Raw genomic sequence first — 17,951 nt, 5'->3', positions numbered from 1 at the left:
TGCGGGCCGGTGGCGATCCGACGCGCGTTTTCAGTCAGGCTCCGGCGGCGGCCACCATCAGGCCGGTCGTCGCCGCCATGCAGAGAGGGCCGTTCGCGGAAAAGTACGATGTGCGGGCGGGCGAGATCCGGAAGCATGCACGGAACGCGGAGGTTTTGGTCCTGGACTCCGCCGGGAGATGCGCATCGGATCGGAAGCTGTTGGCAATATAGTCTCGTCTATAGAAACGTGCGTGGATACGGAGGTTTGCTTCCGTGGGGTAAAGAATGACGCCGGCAGCGTAATGGACGGCCCCGGTCTTGCATGCTGACGCATGCAAGTTTCTGAATCTATTACACACGTCAATGATTCAATGATTTAGTATCAACCCATTGCCCCGGATAAGAAAAATCTGATATTCCGAATTTCAGGAGATGATTCTATGAGTGATGATCCAAAACACGTTATTATACCGATCTTTTATAATCATCGGGGGGCTATTATCTTCCGTGATCGGCCGGTCAGGGTGAAGCCGAAACCCACGGCCATGCAGAGCATCGTGGGGTTGATTAACCCGAAATCTCTTCCGAAAGAAGAGACGATCTATAGAGACTATTTCTATTATGGATTTCAATTCAATCCAAGAAAGCAAAAGTTAATAGATGCTCTCATGGGTGGTATCTTTGATTTTTTTCATTCGCGGGGTGTGAGTTTTAACTATCCTGGCGTCAATCAGGAATCGATTTCCGAGAACTGGGTGGGGCAGACGCGGTATCATGTGGTCATGGTCATGGCCGATGTGCGCAACCCGTTCCTGTGCGGATATGGCTATCTCGATCCGTCAACCAAAGCCTTTATCGAGGATGACAACGAGAAGAAACCGCGTGGCAAGCTGAAGCCGCCAACCCTCTCTGTTGCTACGGTAAAAGAAATGATCCGCAAGGGTGAAATTGAATCTTCTGATGTGCGGTTGGCATCTGCGGGTCTGGTCTTGTAGGGATGGAATGAATAAGTCCTCACAATATTGTTGTTTTAAGAGTAAAATTTATTGGATATTCTTGTTGGGTGTTTTTGAGCGGGGAGTGCTTTTTGCCACGCCTTCCGGCCTGTTGACGTGGCGGTGCCTGTGATCGTGCGTGATGCCGCCTTTTATGCCGATATGCCGGACGACATGCGTTATTTTCGTCGGCCGGACAGTACGCAGACCTTTATCGAAAAGGATATGATTTTTCTTCTTCCTGAACGCCTCAGGGATTTCAGGAAAAATCTTTATCATGTGCGGCGGGTTAACGACCCGGACAGTGCCTTGTACGCTCCGCTCTTTCAGGCGCGGTGCGTGACGTCCGCGTCGGGTATCGACGGGTTCGAGGGACCGAGCGATGTCTTTCCATTCTATGAAAAGATTGCCCGGAACAAGCGCCATTATCGCGATTATTATATGTTGTTCCTGTTTCGGCATCAGGCCGATTACCGGAAATACTGTCGTCTTTGCTGATCGGGGTATCCCGTGGGCGGAGCGGCCGGAGGCGTGACGATGATCGGCGGGAAAACGAAATTGTTCGGCCTGGTGGGGCATCCTGTCGGGCATGTGCGTACGCCTCAGGCGATGAATGCGCTGTTTGAACGGAATGGGCTCGATGCGGTCATGGTGCCGTTCGATGTTCCGGCGGCGGATCTGGCGGGGGCTCTGGGCGGGTTGTTCCGCGTCAGGAATTTCGAGGGCGCGGTCGTCACGGTTCCGCACAAGATGGCAGTCTCGGCGTTGTGCCGGGATCTGACGCCTCGTGCCAGGCTGGCGGGAGCGGTCAATGTCCTGCGCCGGGTTGGTGAGGATGCGTTTGCGGGCGACATGTTGGATGGCGAGGGGTTTGTCGCCGGGCTGGCCGCCGCCGGGCATCCGGTGGCCGGGCGACGGATCTGCATCGTCGGGGCGGGTGGCGCGGCGAGCGCGATCGCGGTGGCCCTGGCTGAGCGAGGGCCCGCGCGGCTGACGCTGATCAATCGTTCGCGGGAGCGGCTGCTGGCGCTGCGTGAGCGGCTGGTCTCCGGGTTTCCGGAGGTGGACGTCGGGATCGGGCAGGCTGTCGCCGGGCATGATCTGGTTGTCAATGCGACTTCGCTCGGCCTGCGCGCGGACGATCCCTTGCCGTTCGATCCGGAGCAGGTGGGGCCGGGCGTTCTGGTGGCCGAGGTGATCATGACCCCGGAGATCACGCCGATCCTGCATGCGGCCGCCCGGCGCGGGGCCGCGATCCATCCGGGACGGGCCATGCTGGATGGCCAGTTGGAGGCGATTTTCCGTTATTTTTCGGAAGAGAGAGCAGATCCTGTTTGAACGTGTGCGTTCGAACAGGTGGAAATACTCTGGTCGAATCGGCCGTCGACAGGCCTGATCGGTCCGCCCTCACCCCGAGGAGGGGCGGGGCGGACCGGGTGAGGCGTTAGAAACGGCCTGACAGGACGTCGAGCAGGGTCCGGCCCAGCAGGGCGGGGCTGGCGGAGATGTGGATTCCGGCGTCGCGGAGGGCTTCGATCTTGGCGGCCGCCGTCTCGTGCCCGCCGGTGATGACCGCGCCGGCATGGCCCATGCGCCGCCCCGGCGGGGCGGTGGCGCCGGCGATGAAGCCCACGACCGGCTTCTTCGTCCCGCTGTCGCGGATCAGGGTGGCGCCGTCGATTTCCGACGTGCCGCCGATCTCGCCGATCATGATGATCGAGTCGGTGTCCGGGTCGGCGATGAAGCGTTCCAGCACGTCGATGAAATCCATGCCCTTGACCGGATCGCCGCCGATGCCGACGCAGGTGCTTTGCCCCAGCCCGACGGCGGTGGTCTGGGCCACGGCCTCGTAGGTCAGGGTGCCGGAGCGCGAGACGATGCCGACCTTGCCGGGGCGGTGGATCGCGCCGGGCATGATGCCGATCTTGCATTCGCCGGGCGTGATGATGCCGGGGCAGTTGGGGCCGATCAGCAGGCTGCCGGACCGGTGCAGCACCTGCTGCACGCGCACCATGTCCAGCACCGGAATGCCCTCGGTGATGCAGACGATCAGCGGCACGCCGGCGGCGATGGCCTCCAGGATCGCATCGGCGGCGCCGGCGGGCGGCACGTAGATGACGCTGGCATCGACCCGCGTGGCGGCACAGGCCTGGGCGACCGTGTCGAAGACCGGCAGGCCGAGATGGGTCTCGCCGCCCCGGCCGGGGGTGACGCCGCCCACCAGTTTCGTGCCGTAGGCCAGGGCCTGTTCGGAGTGGAAGGTGCCCTGGGCGCCGGTGAAGCCCTGGGTGATGACGCGGGTATCGCTATGGACCAGGATGGACATCAGGCGACTCCTTCCGCGCGCACGGCCGCGACGATCTTGCGCGCGGCGTCGCCGAGATCGCCGGCGGGGATGATCTTGAGGCCGGAGCGGGACAGGATGTCCTCGCCCTGCTCGACATTGGTGCCGGCGAGCCGGACCACGAGGGGCACGCGCAGGCCCGTTTCGCGCGAGGCGGCGACGATGGCCTCGGCGATGATGTCGCAGCGCATGATGCCGCCGAAGATGTTCACCAGGATGCCGCGCACCTTCTGGTCGGACAGCACGATGCGGAACGCCGCCGCTACCCGCTCGCGCGAGGCGCCGCCGCCGACATCGAGGAAGTTGGCCGGTTCCTCGCCTTCCATCTTGATGATGTCCATGGTCGCCATGGCCAGGCCGGCGCCGTTGACCATGCAGCCGATCGTGCCGTCGAGCCCGACATAGGCCAGGCCGTGGCGGGCGGCTTCGCGCTCGCGGGGGTCTTCCTCGTTCTCGTCGCGGAGTTCTTCCAGTTCCGGATGGCGGAACAGGGCGTTGTCGTCGAAGCTCATCTTGGCGTCGAGCGCCACCAGGTCGCCCGAGCCGGTGACGACCAGCGGATTGATCTCGACGATCGCGGCGTCGAGCGACACGAAGGCCTCGTAGGCCGCGCGCAGGACGGTGGTGAAGGCGCGGATCGAGCGGCCATGGAGGTCGAGCCGCGCCGCGAGATTGCGGGCCTGGTAGTCGGACAGGCCGGTGGCGGGGTCGATCGCCTCCTTCAGGATGCGCTCGGGCGTGGCGGCGGCGACGTCTTCGATCGCCATGCCGCCATCCTGGGAGGCGACGATGACGATGCGGCCGGTGGCGCGATCGACCAGCAGGGAAAGATAGAGTTCGCGCGCGATCTCGCAGCCGGCCTCGATATAGAGGCGGCGGACGATGCGGCCGGCCGGGCCGGTCTGGCGGGTGATCAGCGTGCTGTCCAGCATCGCGACGGCGGCCTGCTGCGCGTCGTCGGGCGTGCGGGCCAGGCGGACGCCGCCCTTGCCGCCCGGATCGTCGGCGAAATGGCCCGCGCCGCGGCCGCCGGCATGAATCTGTGCCTTGACGACCACGATCGGGCCGCCGATCGTGCGGGCGGCCACCAGAGCTTCGTCGGGTGAACGGACGACCCGGCCGTCCAGCACGGGCATGCCGAATCCCTTCAACAGGGCTTTCGCCTGATATTCGTGTATGTTCATACGGTTATGATCCGCGTTTGTTGTCATTGCGCCTCGGGAAGCCCGGGCGGTGCGCCGGTCGCGTATGCGCCAGCTATCGTCTGCATGGCATAATCGGGCGGTTTATGCCATCTCGGATGCTGAAAAGGACTTGTTCAGGCTTCGTATATGCCCTTCTGCACGGAAGGACGGGAGAGAGGGAAACGGGGCGGATGGCATGAAAGACGGATTACGATGAAACACTGGCGCCTTGAGCAGATGGATTGGGACTGTTTCGATCCGGCGCGCGTCGACCCCGATGTCGTCCAGCTGGTCAAGGCGGCGTCGGTCGTCGAACGGAATGGCGTGGATTATGCGCATTATCTGAACAATGTGTTCTTCGATGATCCGGCCTTTCGCGCGGCGGCGGATAACTGGGCGATCGAGGAAGTGCAGCATGGCGACGCGCTGGGGCGGTGGGCGATGCTGGCCGATCCGTCATGGGATTATCCGCAGGCGTTCGAACGGTATCGCGCGTCGTACAAGCTGGAGCTGGAGGTGGATCGGTCCATTCGCGGATCGCGCACCGGCGAGCTGATTGCCCGCTGCATGGTGGAGACGGGAACATCCTCCTTCTACACCGCTCTGGCCGATGCCACGGACGAGCCGCTGCTGAAGGCGATCTGCCGGCAGATCGCGGCGGACGAATACAGGCATTTCAAGCTGTTCTACGACCATATGAACCGCTACCTGAAGCGCGAGAAGCTCGGGGTCTGGCAGCGCATGCGCATCGCGCTGGGACGGGTGACGGAAAGCGAGGATGACGAGCTTGCCTCGGCCTATCACACGACCAACGAGCCGGTCGGTCTGCCTTATGACCACGGTCGATGTATTGCGGCTTATATGGCGCGGGCGATGCGGTATTATCAGCCCCGGCATACGGTGCGCGTGACCGGCATGATCCTGAAGACGATCGGGATCGCGCCGCATGGCTGGGTGCATGAACTGGTCGCGCGGGGCATGTATCATCTGATTCGCCTACGCCAGAGGAAATTCGCGCGTCAGGCGGCGTTGGCCTGACGGGCAGGAACCAGGAGGGAGTGACGATGTTGGTGCGCAAGATGATCGCGGCTGCGAGCCTCGGCCTGACCGTGGCGGCGCTGTCGCCGGCGGCGGCCGCGCTGGCCGAATCCTATTCCCTGCCGATCGCGACATCGCCCGCGACGCCGCCGCCGCCCGATGCCGCCGCCGTCGCGGTGCAGCAGGACCTGGCTCAGGTCGGGGTTGCCGCCTTTACCGCGCCCGCCTTTCGCCCGGCTCTGATCCGGCATGTGGTTCTGTTCCGCTTCCTCAAGGATGTGACGCCTGCGCAGAAGGCTGAGGTGGCCCGGCGTTTTCTGGAACTGGTGGTCGATTCCCGTCGTCCGGACGGTCGGCCGGTGGTCGAGTCGATCGAGACCGGCTTTCAGAACAGCGGCGAGGGCGCGGACGAGGGGTACCAGATGGGCTTCCTGGTGAGTTTTCGCTCGGAAGGGGACCGGAATTATTATGTCGGCCGGCCGGTCGTGACCCAGCCGGGGTTCTTCGATCCCGCGCATGATGCCTTCAAGGCGTTCGCGGCGCCGTACCTGGCCGGGGTCCTGAGTTTCGACTATCGCGTGGCCGCGCTGGCGCGTCCGCCGGAGCCCGTGAAAACGACCGGGGCACGGGCTGGGCACCGTAAATAAACCGTTCTACCGTATCCCGTTTGTAACAGGATTTGAGGCAACGGGATGTCGGATTTCAGGCGATATGGACGGCGCGGCTGGCTATGCGGCGCGGCGCTGCTGGCGGTCGCGAGCTGGGGCGGCGGGGCGCGGGCGGCCGATCAGGCCGCTGGCGCGAAGGGGGCCGATGTGGTCGATGCCCCGTCTTACGGCGCATGGGGCTTCGATGTGGACGGACGCGACCTGTCGATCGCGCCCGGTAACAATTTCTTCGGCTACGCGAACGGCCGTGCGGTACACGATATCGTCATTCCGCCCGACATGACGGCCTATGGGCCGTTCAACATGCTGCATGAGCTTTCGCGCAAGCGCGTGCAGGGCATCCTGAATGACCTGGCGGCCCATCCGGTGGCCGATCCCGCGACGGTCGACCAGAAGCTGGGCACGTTCTACGCCACCTTCATGGACGAGAAGGGGATCGAGGCGCAGGGGATCCGGCCGCTCGCCGCGGATCTGGACGCCATTCGCGCGGTGAAGGATCGGACCGCCTTTGCCGCCCTGATGGGGCGTGGCCAGACGGGATTCCAGTATTCGCTGTTCGGGCTGGGCATCCAGCCGGACGCCAAGGATCCGACGGTCTATGCGCTGACGCTGGACCAGAGGGGCCTGGGCCTGCCGGATCGTGATTATTACCTGAAGCCCGCGCTGGCGGCGAAGAAGACCGCCTATCAGGCTTACGTCCAGCAGGTCCTGACTTTGATCGGCTGGCCGGATGCCGCGAAGCAGGCCCAGGCCATCGTAGCGTTCGAAACCCGGATGGCGGAGGTTCACTGGGCGCGGCAGGACATGCGCGACCCCGACAAGACCTATAACCCCATCACGGTTGCCGACCTGGCCAAGCGCGCGCCCGATTTCGACTGGGCGGCTTATCTGACTGCCGCCGAACTGCCCGAGACGATCGTGAAATCGGGCACGCTGATCGTCGGCGAGCCCGATGCCGTCGTCGGCGAGGCGAAGATTGCCTCGGAAACGCCGCTGGATACGCTGCGGGCGTGGCTGGCCTTCCATCTGGTGGGCAGTGCCTCGCATTACCTGCCCAAGGCGTTCGTGCAGGCGTCGTTCGACTTCAACGACAAGACGCTGGGCGGCCAGCCGCAATTGCCCGACCGGTGGAAGCGCGGCGTGACCGCCACCGGCCATGCGATGGGCATGGCGCTGGGGCAGACCTATGTCGCACGCTATTTCCCGCCGGAATACCGGCAGATGATGGAATCGCTGACCACCGAACTGAAGGCGGCCTTCCGCGTGCGGTTGCAGCATAATGCATGGATGGGCCCGCAGACCCGGGCCGCCGCCGTGCAGAAGCTGGACCATTTCACCATCCAGATCGGCTATCCCAAGCGCTGGCGCGATTATTCGACCCTCGTCGTCAGGCAGGGGGACGCCTATGGCAATGCCGCGCGTGCCGAGGGCTTCGAATGGCGCTACTGGCTGGGTCATCTGGGCCACCCGGTTGACCGCGACGAGTGGGACATGACCCCGCAGACGGTCAATGCCTACAACAACCCGCTGTTCAACGAGGTGGTGTTCCCGGCCGCGATCCTGCAGCCGCCCTTCTTCAACCCCAAGGCGGACCCGGCGATCAATTACGGCGCGATCGGCGGCGTGATCGGCCATGAGATGACGCATTCCTTCGACGATGAAGGGCGCAAGTTCGACTATCTGGGGCGCCTGAAGGAATGGTGGACCAAGGACGACGAGGCCCGCTTCAACAAGCTGGCCGATCGCTTCGGCAAGCAGTACGATGCCTTCGAGGTGCTGCCGGGCGTGCATCTGAACGGCAAGCTGACCATGGGCGAGAACATCGCCGACCTGGGCGGCTTGACCCTGGCGCTGGATGCCTATCACGCCTCGCTGCACGGCAAGCCGGCCCCGGTGATCGCCGGCCTGACGGGGGACCAGCGCGTGTTCCTCGGCTGGGCGCAGGTCTGGCGGCAGAAGCTGCGTGACGACACCGCCCGCCAGCGGGTGATGACGGACCCGCATTCTCCGCCGCAGGCGCGGGTGAATATTCCGATGCATAATGTCGATGCCTGGTACAAGGCCTGGAACGTCAAGCCGGGCGACACGCTGTATCTGAAGCCGGAAGACCGGGTGAAGATCTGGTGACAGCGGGAAACCGCATGGCCTGAGCGCGGGGGCGGGGCGGTTTTTTGCCGCTCCGCCCCTTGCGCAAACGGGTGTCACCTGCTGGAACCAGCCTCGTGATCGGGGAGAGGTGCGATGACGACGGTGACGCTTGGCCATCCGGAAACCATCCTGCACGCGGCCGCTGCCGCGGCAGTCGTGCGCGTGCTGGAAGCTTATGACCTGGACGTCGAATACGTCACCGGCGACCGGGACGAACTGACGGCGGCGATGAAGGCGGGCGGCATCGACCTGTTCGTGTCCGCCTGGCTGCCCGATGTCGATGCCGCCTGGGCGGACCCGTCGCTGGGCATGGATCTGCTTGGTGAGCTGTACAAGCCTGTCTTTGGCTGGTTCATGCCTGAAGGCTGTGCGCCGGGTGTGGCTTCGATTGCGGATCTGGGGCGGGATGACGGGGTGGTCAGCCGCAATATCGTGGCGGCGGAATCGGTAATCGAACGGGTCCGGCTCGGCGTTGGGTCCTATGGACTGACGGAACGCGGCTTCACCATCGAGGCCCGCCCGGACGAAGATGCCTGGCAGTATGCCGCGAAGGCGATCGAGACCGGCGAGGCGGCGGTGCTGCCTCTCTGGCAACCGCATTTCCTGCATCATGGCGGCCGGCTGCGGCCGCTGGAAGACCCCAGGAACGTGCTGGCCGACGAGCAGGTGGCCCGGATGCTGGTGCGTCGCGAGGCGCGGGCGGAACTGGATTCCGACCTGCTGGATGAACTCGACGAGCTGATGCTGGGCCACAAGGTGGTGAGCGCGCTGGAATATGCGGTGCGTTGCGACGGCCTGAGCGCCGACGAGGCGGCCGAGGCCTGGCAGCGCGGAAAGCTGCTGCCCCGGTAGGGCCATGGAACACGCATCCTCTCTGGCGACCGGATCGGCCGGTGATCTGCGCGAGGTCGATTACTGGCTGTTCGGGGCCGTGCGGCCGCGCTCTTGCCCGTTGCGCGTGCTGGTGGCCGGGGGCGATGCCGGCGGTGCGGCGCGGCTGGCGGAGGCCCTGCATGCGGAGGGGCGGCCGGGTGAGGTCGATTTTCTCGCATCCGGCGGGGCGCTGGTCTCTTCTGTTTACGATTATATCGATTGCGACCTGAGCGCGGAGGCGGAGCCGACGGCGCGGCTGGATGCCCTGGGTGGCCTGCTGGCGCCGGGGGGCGGCGTGCGCGTGGTGGTTGCCGCACCGGACGGGCGGGGCGGTGGCTATCCTGTCGAGGGGCTGTTCGATCTGCTGGCTGCGGCGGGTCTGGCGCCTGTCTGCCTGATGGCGCCGCTGGCGTATGATCCGGCGCTCCTGGAGGCCGATCCGGCCATGTGCACCGATCTTGATTTCCTGCCCGATCGCGCACGGGCCGCTCTGGCCGAGTCGCGTGGGGAAGGTCGGGCGTTTCATGTGGCTTATGCCCGCCGCGCGGGCGAAGTCGTGGGGCGCGCCGATCCGATGGACCCGGCTTGCGTGCCGGTGCTGCGGGCTCTGGACGGGTTAAGCCTCTCGCGGCTGATGCGGTCCGATAATCGGTTGCCGGTCCGTCTGGGGGGGCGTGAGGTGCTGCTGCCGGTCATTTCGCAGGCGCGCGGCCTGCTGCCGCTGATCGACGGCAGGCGCACGGTGGGTGAACTGGCGGCGATCCTGGACAATCGGGGGGTCGATGCCGCGCAGTTCCGGCAGGTCTGGCGGGTGACGTTCGCCACCTTCGCCGGGCTGAACCAGCTTCTGCTTCAGGCGCCGCCGTGAGCGGGCGGGCGGATGCGCCGCTCGCGATCGTGATCTTCGGTGCCGCCGTCCATCCCGACGGCACACCTTCCCCAACATTATGCCGTCGGGTGGCGGCGGCCGATGCCTTCGGCCAGACCTGCGCGGCGCCGCTGTTCGTGCCGACCGGCGGCAGCCTGGGCGGGCGGCCGGCCGAGGCGCCCGTGATGGCGGAGCTGTTGCGCCGGGCCGGGGTGCCGGATTCGGCGATCCTGATCGAGGCGACGGCGCGGGATACGCTGGAGTCGGTGCTGGCCTGTTCCGTGCTGCTGCGGGCGCGCGGCTATCGCGGGCCCGTTGCGGTCGCCAGCAGCGCCTATCACCTGCCGCGCTGCCTGGTGCTGATGCGGCTGGCGGGCTGGCGGGCGGTGCGGGTGCCGCCGCCCCGGATGCCGGCTGCCCGGGGCCTGCGGCGGCGGTGGTTCTGGCGTCTGCGCGAGGTCGCGGCCCTGCCCTGGGATGCCCTGCTGCTAGTGCTCCGCCGCCGCGAGGCCATGCCGCGCGATTGACAGGCGCCGCGTCCTGTCGGCATTTCGCGGGCCGGAACGCGAGATTTCTTTTGGATAATGAGGACAGCATGACCGTTCACGCCTTCATCTTCCCCGGTCAGGGTAGCCAGTCCGTTGGAATGGGGGCCGAACTGGCCGCAGCCTTCGCCCCGGCGCGCGAGGTGTTCCAGGAAGTGGACGATGCGCTGGACCAGAAGCTCTCGGCCCTGATCTTCGAAGGGCCGATGGAGGACCTGACCCGCACCGAGAATACCCAGCCCGCCCTGATGGCGGTGTCGCTGGCGGTGCTGCGGGTGCTGGAAAAGGAAGGCGGGCTGGAACTGAAGCGCGTGGCCGCGCTGGTGGCCGGGCATTCTCTGGGGGAATATTCGGCGCTGGCGGCGGCGGGGTCGCTTGGGATCGCCCAGACGGCGCGCCTGCTGCGCCTGCGCGGCACCGCGATGCAGAAGGCGGTGCCCGCCGGTGAGGGCGGGATGGCGGCGCTGATCGGCGTGGACCTGGAGCAGGCGCGGGCGATCTGCGCCGAGGCCGCGATCCTGCGTGTGGAGGGCGAGCCGGACCGCACGGAAATCATCGAGGTGGCCAACGATAATGGCGGGGGACAGATCGTCATTTCGGGCCGGGCGACGGCGATCGAGCGGGCGATTCCGATTGCCAAGGCGCGCGGGGTGAAGCGGGCGGTGGTGCTGCCGGTGTCGGCGCCGTTCCATTGCTCGCTGATGGCGCCGGCGGCCGACGCGATGGGCGAGGCATTGGAGCGGGCCGAGATCGCGCCGCCGGTGGTGCCGCTGGTGGCCAATGTCTCGGCGGCCAAGGTGACCGACCCGCAGGCGATTCGCGACCTGCTGGTGCGGCAGGTGACGGGCACCGTGCGCTGGCGCGAGAGTGTCGAGGCAATGGCGGCGATGGGCGTCGACAGTTTTGTGGAACTGGGGGCCGGCAAGGTGCTGTCCGGACTGGTGCGGCGCATCGCGCCCGACGCGGCGACCCGTTCGGTCGGCACCCCGGCGGATATCGAGGCGTTTCTCGCATCGCTATGAGAGATGATTTTTCAGGCAAGGACGGGCTGATGTTCAGGTTGGATGGCAAGACCGCGCTGGTGACGGGCGCATCGGGGGGAATCGGTGCCGCGATCGCGCGGACCCTGCATGCCCAGGGGGCGCGGGTGGTGCTTTCCGGCACGCGCGAGGCCGTGCTGGCCGCTGTGGCCAGCGAGATCGCGCCCGATGGCGAGCGGGTCCATGTGTGCCCCGCCGACCTGTCGGACCCGAAGGCGGCCGACGCGCTGGTGGCCGCCGCCGAGGTCGCGGCCGGTGCGCCGCTGGATATCCTGGTCAACAATGCGGGCCTGACGCGGGACGGGCTGGCGATTCGCATGAAGGACGAGGACTGGAACCGCGTGATGGAGGTGGACCTGGCCGCCCCCTTCCGCCTGTGCCGCGCCGTGCTGAAGGGCATGCTGCGCCGTCGGGCCGGGCGAATCGTCAGCATCGCCTCGATCGTCGGCGTGACCGGCAATGCCGGCCAGGCGAATTATGCGGCGGCCAAGGCGGGCATGATCGGCATGACCAAATCCCTGGCGCAGGAGGCCGGATCGCGCGGCGTGACCGTCAATGTCGTGGCGCCGGGCTTTATCCAGACCGCGATGACCGACGTGCTGCCGGAGGCGCAGCGCGAGAAGCTGCTGGGCGGCATTCCGCTGGGCCGGATGGGCAAGCCCGAGGATATTGCCGCTTCCGTCGCCTATCTGGCATCGGACGAGGCCGGCTGGATCACCGGCACGACGCTGAACGTCAATGGCGGGATGGCAATGCCCTGATCGACGGGGAACACGCTGATTCCGCTGGACGCAGGCAGGGATATGGCGGACAACAGGCCGATTTTGCGGAGCCGGATTTCAGGCTTCGGCAGCGGATTATGACGGAAAGAAGATCCGCCGCCTTGGCTATTGCCGAGGAACCGTGCTAATCCGCCGCTGCTTCGTCCGGAAGCGGGCTGGGCATGTTCCGGCGGTTCCGCTTCGCGGGACGTCAGACAGGACGAATGAATTTCGAACCGCCCGTATCTCATTGGGGCAGACAGGAAGCGAAGACAGATGAGCGAAATCGCTGACAAGGTTAAGAAGATTGTGGTCGAGCACCTCGGTGTCGAGGAAAGCAAGGTCACGCCGGAGGCCTCCTTCATCGACGATCTGGGCGCGGACAGCCTGGATACGGTCGAGCTGGTGATGGCCTTCGAAGAGGCTTTCAGCGTCGAGATCCCGGAAGATGCGGCCGAGAAGATCGCGACCGTGAAGGACGCCATCGACTACATCGAGAAGCAGAAGGCCGCCTGAGGCTGCTTCTACCGGAACGTCGGATTTTGTGATCAGGGAGCGGTGCGGGTTGATACAATCTGCCGGAGGAGCGTCGGGACATCGGCGCGTTGTTGTTACCGGTATGGGCATTGTCAGCCCGCTCGGGCTCGGGCTCGAACATAACTGGTCGCGCCTGATCGCCGGCGAAAGCGGGATCGGCCGCATCGCCTCGTTCGATCCGTCGGACCTGCCGGCGCATGTCGCCGGCGAGGTGCCGGCCGGGCCGACCGAGACGGGCTGCCTGACCCTGTCCGACTGGGTGCCGGTCAAGGACCAGAAGAAGATGGATCGCTTCATCCATCTGGGCCTTGTCGCGGCGACCGAGGCGGTCGAGGATTCCGGGTGGAAGCCCGAATCCGAGGAAGACCGTTGCCGGACCGGCGTGATGATCGGTTCGGGCATCGGCGGCCTGCAGACGATTTATGATGCGTCGATCACGGTGCATGAGGGGCGGGCGCGTCGCCTGTCGCCCTTCTTCATCCCGTCCGCGCTGATCAATCTGGTCTCCGGCCATGTTTCGATCAAATACGGTTTCAAGGGCCCCAACCATTCGGTCGTGACCGCGTGCGCCACCGGCGTGCATGCGATCGGCGATGCCTCGCGCCTGATCATGCTCGGCGATGCCGACGTGATGGTGGCCGGCGGTGCCGAAGCGGCGGTCTGCCCGTTGGGAATCGCCGGGTTCAGTTCGGCCCGCGCGCTCTCCACCGCATTCAATGATGCCCCGGACAAGGCCTCGCGCCCCTGGGATCGCGATCGCGACGGCTTCGTCATGGGCGAGGGCGCCGGCATCGTGGTGCTGGAAGAGTACGAGCACGCGAAGGCGCGCGGCGCCAAGATCTATGGCGAGATCATCGGATACGGCATGTCCGGCGATGCCTACCATATCACCGCGCCGGCCGAGGGACATGAAGGTGCCTATCGCGCCATGCAGTCCGCCGTGCGCAGCGCCGGCATTTCGGTCTCCGATATCGGCTATGTGAATGCCCATGGCACCTCGACCATGGCCGATGACCTGGAATTGCAGGCGGTCGAGCGTCTGTTCGGCGATGCCGCGAGCCAGGTCGCGATGTCGTCGACCAAATCGGCGATCGGCCATCTGCTGGGTGCGGCCGGTGCCGTCGAGGCGATTTTCTCGATCCTGGCGATCCGCGACAATGTCGCGCCGCCGACGCTGAACCTGGACAATCCGTCCACCGAAAGCGTGATCGACCGCGTGGCGCACGAGGCCCAGCGCCGCAAGATCGATATTGCCCTGTCGAACAGCTTCGGGTTCGGCGGGACCAACGCCAGCGTCATCGTACGCGGCGTCTGAGCCTTGCACGGACTGACGGATCGGGCGTGCCAGCCTGATCCGCGTCCGGGGGCCTTGTCTTCGGCATCGTGACGCGGAAAAAAGAGCATCATGCTCAAGCGTCTTCTGATTTTCAGCCTGGGCCTGCTGCTGGTGGTGTGCGCGGCAGGCGGGGGCGTGGCCGCCTGGGGATGGTGGCAATATGGCGCGCCCGGACCGGCACCGGAGCCCCGCGCGGTGGTCGTGGCCCGTGGCGGCCTAGCCAGCACGGCGGCCATCTTGCAACGCGAAGGGGTGATCGCGCCGGGGCGGGTCGGCAGCTTGCTGTTTCGCACGGCGGTGCATCTGACCCGTCATGATGGCGTTCTGCATGCGGCGGAACTGGAATTTCCGGCCCATGCCTCGCTCCGCGACGTGCTGTTCGTATTGCGCCATGCCAGGCCGGTGGTGCATCGGCTGACCGTGCCCGAGGGGTTTTCCGCCCTTCAGGTGGCTGATCTGATCGACCGGGCGCCGGTGCTGACGGGCCCGCCGCTTGTGCCGCCAGCCGAGGGCAGCGTTCTGCCGCAGACTTATGATTATGAATGGGGAACGCCGCGTGCCGCGCTGCTGGCGCGGATGCAGGCGGCCATGGAGACGACGCTGGAGACCGTCTGGCGCGATCGGGTGCCTCTGGCGGAGATTCCCGATCGGCGCACGCTGGTGGTTCTGGCCTCGATGGTGGAGCGTGAGACTGCGATCGCGGCTGAACGCCCGCTGGTGGCTCGCGTCTTTCTCAACCGGCTGCGCATGGGCATGCGGCTGCAATCCGATCCGACCGTGGTTTATGGGATCAATCGCGGGGCGGGGCCGCTGGGCCATGGCCTGACGCGAGCCGAACTGGACGCGCCCGGTGCCTATAACACCTACACATTGCCGGGCCTGCCGGCCGGGCCGATCTGTGCGCCCGGCCTGGCGTCACTGGAGGCGGTGGCGCATCCCGCTGAGAGCGACGCGCTGTATTTCGTCGCCGATGGCAATGGGGGGCATGCCTTTGCCAGCAGCCTGTCGGAGCACAACCGCAATGTCGGTGCCTGGCGTGCACGCCAGGTACCGGGCAAGTGAGAGGCTGTTTGCAACGTCACCCTGCCGGCGATCCGGCGTGCGTTTCCTGCGCTTCGGTGCTCACGGCCAGCAAGGCCGCTCCGCTCCGATGCTCGGAAACACATGACGGCCGAGCCGCTGCGCGGCACTCTCGCTCGGCAGGCCGACTTTTCAAACAGCCTCTGAGGTCTGACCGCATTGACGGTCAGGCTTTCAGGGAGGCGAAAGGGGCTGGCTGCTGACCGGGCCGGACGAGGGGACCGCAACCTGTGAGGGTTCGGCGCCGGGGCCGGGCTGGGCATAGGCCGGCGGGGGCGCGGCGGGCGCACCGGCCGTGGCCCGGGCCTGTACCTCGCTCAATGCGGCGCGCAGGGGGTCGGCGCCGGGATTATTCACCCGCATCGAGATGACGATGTCCTCGGGGCCGACGATCTGATTGTAATAGGCGCGGTTCGCGCCGCTGTTGACCGTCAGTTTCGAGCCGCCCAGCGCGGCACCTGCGAACAGGCCCTCGGATTTCTGCAACGCCATGATGTCGGTATTGCGCTCGCCGGCCGTGCCGCTTTCGATGCCGGAGCCCATGGTCGCGAACGAGGCTGCGGCATTGGCGCCGAACTGGAACTGGCTGTCCAGCAGGGCCTGCAGGCCGCGATCGGTCATGACGAAGAACATCATCTGGGAATCCTGCATGCCGAGCTGGATTCCGACATTGGCCGAACTGAGCGTGTAGAAGGCCGGATCGGACCATGATCCGCGTGCGTCGCGCGACAGCAGGGCACAGCCGCCGCCCGCGCCGCCGAAGCCGATCGACATGCGGAAGATGGACGGGCAGACCATGACCGCGCGCGCTTGGCTCATGTAGCGGGTAATCTTGCTGTCCGGGCGGGCGCCGCTGAACATCTCGCGCACGGTCAGGGTGGCGCGGTCCACCAGGGCCTGCTGCCGTTCGCCCGCAGCCAGGGCGGGCGCCGCCGGCAGCGCCAGCGCGATGGCCGCCAGGGCCAGGGTTCTGCGGGAAAGACCGTCTCGCAAGGGCATGCTCCGTAACTTTCGGCATCGCGCGACCTCCGGACCGTCCGTGCCGCAGAATGCCGAGCAGATCATATCGATATCGCGCGGCCGGACTCGCCCGGCCACGCTACCGTGAAGCAGGGGTGGGCGTGTGGCCGGCATTTCGGCCCGCGCCCCGTCTCCTGCCGGATTTTTATGGCGTAACCATGGCTGCTGACAGCCGGTCAGTCCAGCGGTACTGCGAGCGCTACCGCCAGATCGGTGGCGATTCCCGGTGCCGTCGCCAGCAGGGTGATGCCGCGATCCAGCCCGCCGTCGCGCAGGAAGGGGGAGAACCGGGCCCCTGTTTCCTCCAGCAGCACCAGCGCCGCCGCGACGTCCCACAGATTGATCACCATTTCCAGGTAGCCGTCCAGCCGGCCGCACGCGACATCGGCCAGGGCCAGCGCGCCGGAGCCGCCGGAGCGGGGCATGGCGCCCAGTTCCAGGATTGCGGCCATTTTCGCCGCGTAGATGCCGTCGGGCACCTTGTTGCTCCAGCCCATTTCGACCATTGCGGAGCGCGTGTCGGTGACTGGCGAGGCCTTGATCGGCCGGCCGTTGAGGAAGGCGCCATGGCCGCGCACGGCGGTATAGGTCTCGTGCAGCGCGGGCGCCTGGATGATGCCGGCGACCGGCTGGTCGCCATCCATCAGGCCCAGCGAGACGCACCAGCGCGAACGGCCGCGCGCATAGTTCGAGGTGCCGTCGATCGGATCGACCACCCAGCGCAGGCGGCCGGTGCGGGTGCGCCCTTCTTCCTCGCCCTGGAATCCGTCCTCGGGGAACAGGGTGCCGATCCGTTCGGAAATCAGGGCCTCGACCGCGCCGTCGGCTTCGGTCAGCCAGTCCTGGGCGCTTTTCTGCTTGCCTGACGGGCCGCCCGGCGGTGGGCGCATCGCCATGGCGAGGTCCGCCGCATCACGGACGATGGAGCGCGCGGCCTCGAACCGGCACAGGATGGCGGCATCGGACATCGGGGAACCTTTCAGCGTGGGTGAGGGGCGGTAAGGCATCATTCGACCCGCCGGGCGGTGCGCAGGGCGGTGGTGATGGCGGGGTCGTCCAGCCGGGCCAGCCGTCCGGCCGCCTGGGTGGCGAACAGCCATGTCAGCTTGCGTCGGCGGGCGGCGGCCAGGGTCGTCGGGACGGGGGAGCGGAGGATGGCGGCTTCGGCGATCACGTTCAGGCCGTCGGGCACCGCATCGGTATCCGCGACCATGATCCCGGTCGCCTCGGGCAGCAGGGAGAGGGGAAAGGTGCGATCGACGGCGAAGAAAAGCTGGTCGCACCAGTCGCGATAGCAGGTCCATTTCTGGTCGGTGAGAAAATCGCGTGGGCCGGATTTGATCTCGATACACACGAATCCGTTGTCCGGCCGCAGGGCCATGACATCCGCGCGGCGACCGTCCGGCAGGACCAGTTCGTTTAGCGCCGCCCAGCCCATCTGGCCGCAGAGATGGTTGACCGCGCGGCGGATGGCGATCTGGTTCTGTACGGGGTCGATGGGCATCGACCGCACCATGCCACGGGTGGGGCGGC

At 66.2% G+C, this 17,951-nt stretch carries 19 protein-coding genes; 14 read left to right on the top strand and 5 right to left on the bottom strand.

Going from position 1 to position 17,951, the window contains the following annotated elements; translation table 11 throughout:
- Positions 1–421: 421 nt before the first annotated feature.
- From ACMAUO_RS12430 to ACMAUO_RS12420, 3 genes are all read left to right on the top strand, one after another.
- A complete protein-coding gene (locus ACMAUO_RS12430) occupies positions 422–976 on the top strand; it encodes a hypothetical protein (RefSeq protein ID WP_420357314.1) in 555 nt (184 codons plus the stop codon).
- Between the two features lie 117 nt (positions 977–1,093).
- Positions 1,094–1,474: a hypothetical protein gene (locus ACMAUO_RS12425; RefSeq protein ID WP_420357313.1), complete on the top strand. Its 381-nt coding sequence runs from the start codon at positions 1,094–1,096 to the stop codon at positions 1,472–1,474.
- Positions 1,475–1,513: 39 nt separating this feature from the next.
- The gene (locus tag ACMAUO_RS12420; protein ID WP_420357312.1) at positions 1,514–2,314 is read left to right on the top strand and encodes a shikimate dehydrogenase family protein; all 801 of its coding nucleotides are present in this window, start codon (positions 1,514–1,516) and stop codon (positions 2,312–2,314) included.
- Positions 2,315–2,420: 106 nt separating this feature from the next.
- On the opposite strand, the gene sucD is transcribed toward ACMAUO_RS12420, so the two are convergent.
- Both sucD and sucC read right to left on the bottom strand, forming a co-directional pair.
- A complete protein-coding gene (sucD, locus tag ACMAUO_RS12415; RefSeq protein ID WP_420357311.1) occupies positions 2,421–3,302 on the bottom strand; it encodes a succinate--CoA ligase subunit alpha in 882 nt (293 codons plus the stop codon).
- Positions 3,302–4,504, bottom strand: a complete 1,203-nt coding sequence (gene sucC, locus ACMAUO_RS12410; protein ID WP_420357310.1) for an ADP-forming succinate--CoA ligase subunit beta — start codon at positions 4,502–4,504, stop codon at positions 3,302–3,304. The genes sucD and sucC overlap by 1 nt, the downstream gene beginning before the upstream one ends.
- A gap of 213 nt (positions 4,505–4,717) precedes the next feature.
- Between sucC and ACMAUO_RS12405 the strand changes: the two genes are divergently transcribed.
- From ACMAUO_RS12405 to mltG, 11 genes are all read left to right on the top strand, one after another.
- Complete coding sequence (locus ACMAUO_RS12405; protein WP_420357309.1) at positions 4,718–5,542, top strand: acyl-ACP desaturase; 825 nt, start codon at positions 4,718–4,720, stop codon at positions 5,540–5,542.
- 26 nt (positions 5,543–5,568) lie between these two features.
- The gene (locus ACMAUO_RS12400; RefSeq protein ID WP_420358256.1) at positions 5,569–6,189 is read left to right on the top strand and encodes a Dabb family protein; all 621 of its coding nucleotides are present in this window, start codon (positions 5,569–5,571) and stop codon (positions 6,187–6,189) included.
- A gap of 45 nt (positions 6,190–6,234) precedes the next feature.
- Entirely contained in the window at positions 6,235–8,337 is a 2,103-nt protein-coding gene (locus ACMAUO_RS12395) for a M13 family metallopeptidase (protein ID WP_420357308.1), read from the top strand.
- 114 nt (positions 8,338–8,451) lie between these two features.
- Positions 8,452–9,210 (top strand): glycine betaine ABC transporter substrate-binding protein, encoded by a 759-nt coding sequence (locus ACMAUO_RS12390; protein WP_420357307.1) that lies wholly within the window; start codon positions 8,452–8,454, stop codon positions 9,208–9,210.
- Positions 9,211–9,214: 4 nt separating this feature from the next.
- The gene (locus ACMAUO_RS12385) at positions 9,215–10,099 is read left to right on the top strand and encodes a hypothetical protein (RefSeq protein WP_420357306.1); all 885 of its coding nucleotides are present in this window, start codon (positions 9,215–9,217) and stop codon (positions 10,097–10,099) included.
- Positions 10,096–10,626 (top strand): YdcF family protein, encoded by a 531-nt coding sequence (locus ACMAUO_RS12380; protein WP_420357305.1) that lies wholly within the window; start codon positions 10,096–10,098, stop codon positions 10,624–10,626. The genes ACMAUO_RS12385 and ACMAUO_RS12380 overlap by 4 nt, the downstream gene beginning before the upstream one ends.
- Before the next feature lie 68 nt (positions 10,627–10,694).
- Positions 10,695–11,666 carry an ACP S-malonyltransferase gene (gene fabD, locus ACMAUO_RS12375; RefSeq protein ID WP_420357304.1) on the top strand — a complete coding sequence of 324 codons (972 nt, stop codon included), beginning with the start codon at positions 10,695–10,697 and terminating at the stop codon, positions 11,664–11,666.
- A gap of 29 nt (positions 11,667–11,695) precedes the next feature.
- Positions 11,696–12,445 (top strand): 3-oxoacyl-[acyl-carrier-protein] reductase, encoded by a 750-nt coding sequence (fabG, locus tag ACMAUO_RS12370; protein WP_114727346.1) that lies wholly within the window; start codon positions 11,696–11,698, stop codon positions 12,443–12,445.
- Positions 12,446–12,721: 276 nt separating this feature from the next.
- A complete protein-coding gene (locus tag ACMAUO_RS12365) occupies positions 12,722–12,961 on the top strand; it encodes an acyl carrier protein (RefSeq protein WP_012227163.1) in 240 nt (79 codons plus the stop codon).
- Positions 12,962–13,010: 49 nt separating this feature from the next.
- Complete coding sequence (fabF, locus tag ACMAUO_RS12360; RefSeq protein WP_420357303.1) at positions 13,011–14,297, top strand: beta-ketoacyl-ACP synthase II; 1,287 nt, start codon at positions 13,011–13,013, stop codon at positions 14,295–14,297.
- A gap of 90 nt (positions 14,298–14,387) precedes the next feature.
- On the top strand, positions 14,388–15,380 hold the full coding sequence (gene mltG, locus ACMAUO_RS12355) for an endolytic transglycosylase MltG (protein WP_420357302.1): 993 nt from the start codon (positions 14,388–14,390) through the stop codon (positions 15,378–15,380).
- 192 nt (positions 15,381–15,572) lie between these two features.
- Here mltG and ACMAUO_RS12350 read toward each other — a convergent pair whose 3' ends face one another.
- The 3 genes from ACMAUO_RS12350 to ACMAUO_RS12340 form a co-directional block, all read right to left on the bottom strand.
- Entirely contained in the window at positions 15,573–16,397 is an 825-nt protein-coding gene (locus ACMAUO_RS12350) for a lipid-binding SYLF domain-containing protein (RefSeq protein ID WP_420357301.1), read from the bottom strand.
- A 197-nt stretch (positions 16,398–16,594) separates the two neighbouring features.
- Positions 16,595–17,386: an inositol monophosphatase family protein gene (locus ACMAUO_RS12345; RefSeq protein ID WP_420357300.1), complete on the bottom strand. Its 792-nt coding sequence runs from the start codon at positions 17,384–17,386 to the stop codon at positions 16,595–16,597.
- A gap of 38 nt (positions 17,387–17,424) precedes the next feature.
- A complete protein-coding gene (locus ACMAUO_RS12340) occupies positions 17,425–17,922 on the bottom strand; it encodes an MmcB family DNA repair protein (RefSeq protein WP_420358255.1) in 498 nt (165 codons plus the stop codon).
- Positions 17,923–17,951: the final 29 nt, after the last annotated feature.

Source organism: Gluconacetobacter brunescens, from assembly GCF_048695475.1.
Lineage (GTDB): Bacteria > Pseudomonadota > Alphaproteobacteria > Acetobacterales > Acetobacteraceae > Gluconacetobacter.
The sequence above is the reverse complement of the archived record's forward strand: the minus strand, read 5'-3'. Positions and strand labels throughout refer to the sequence as shown.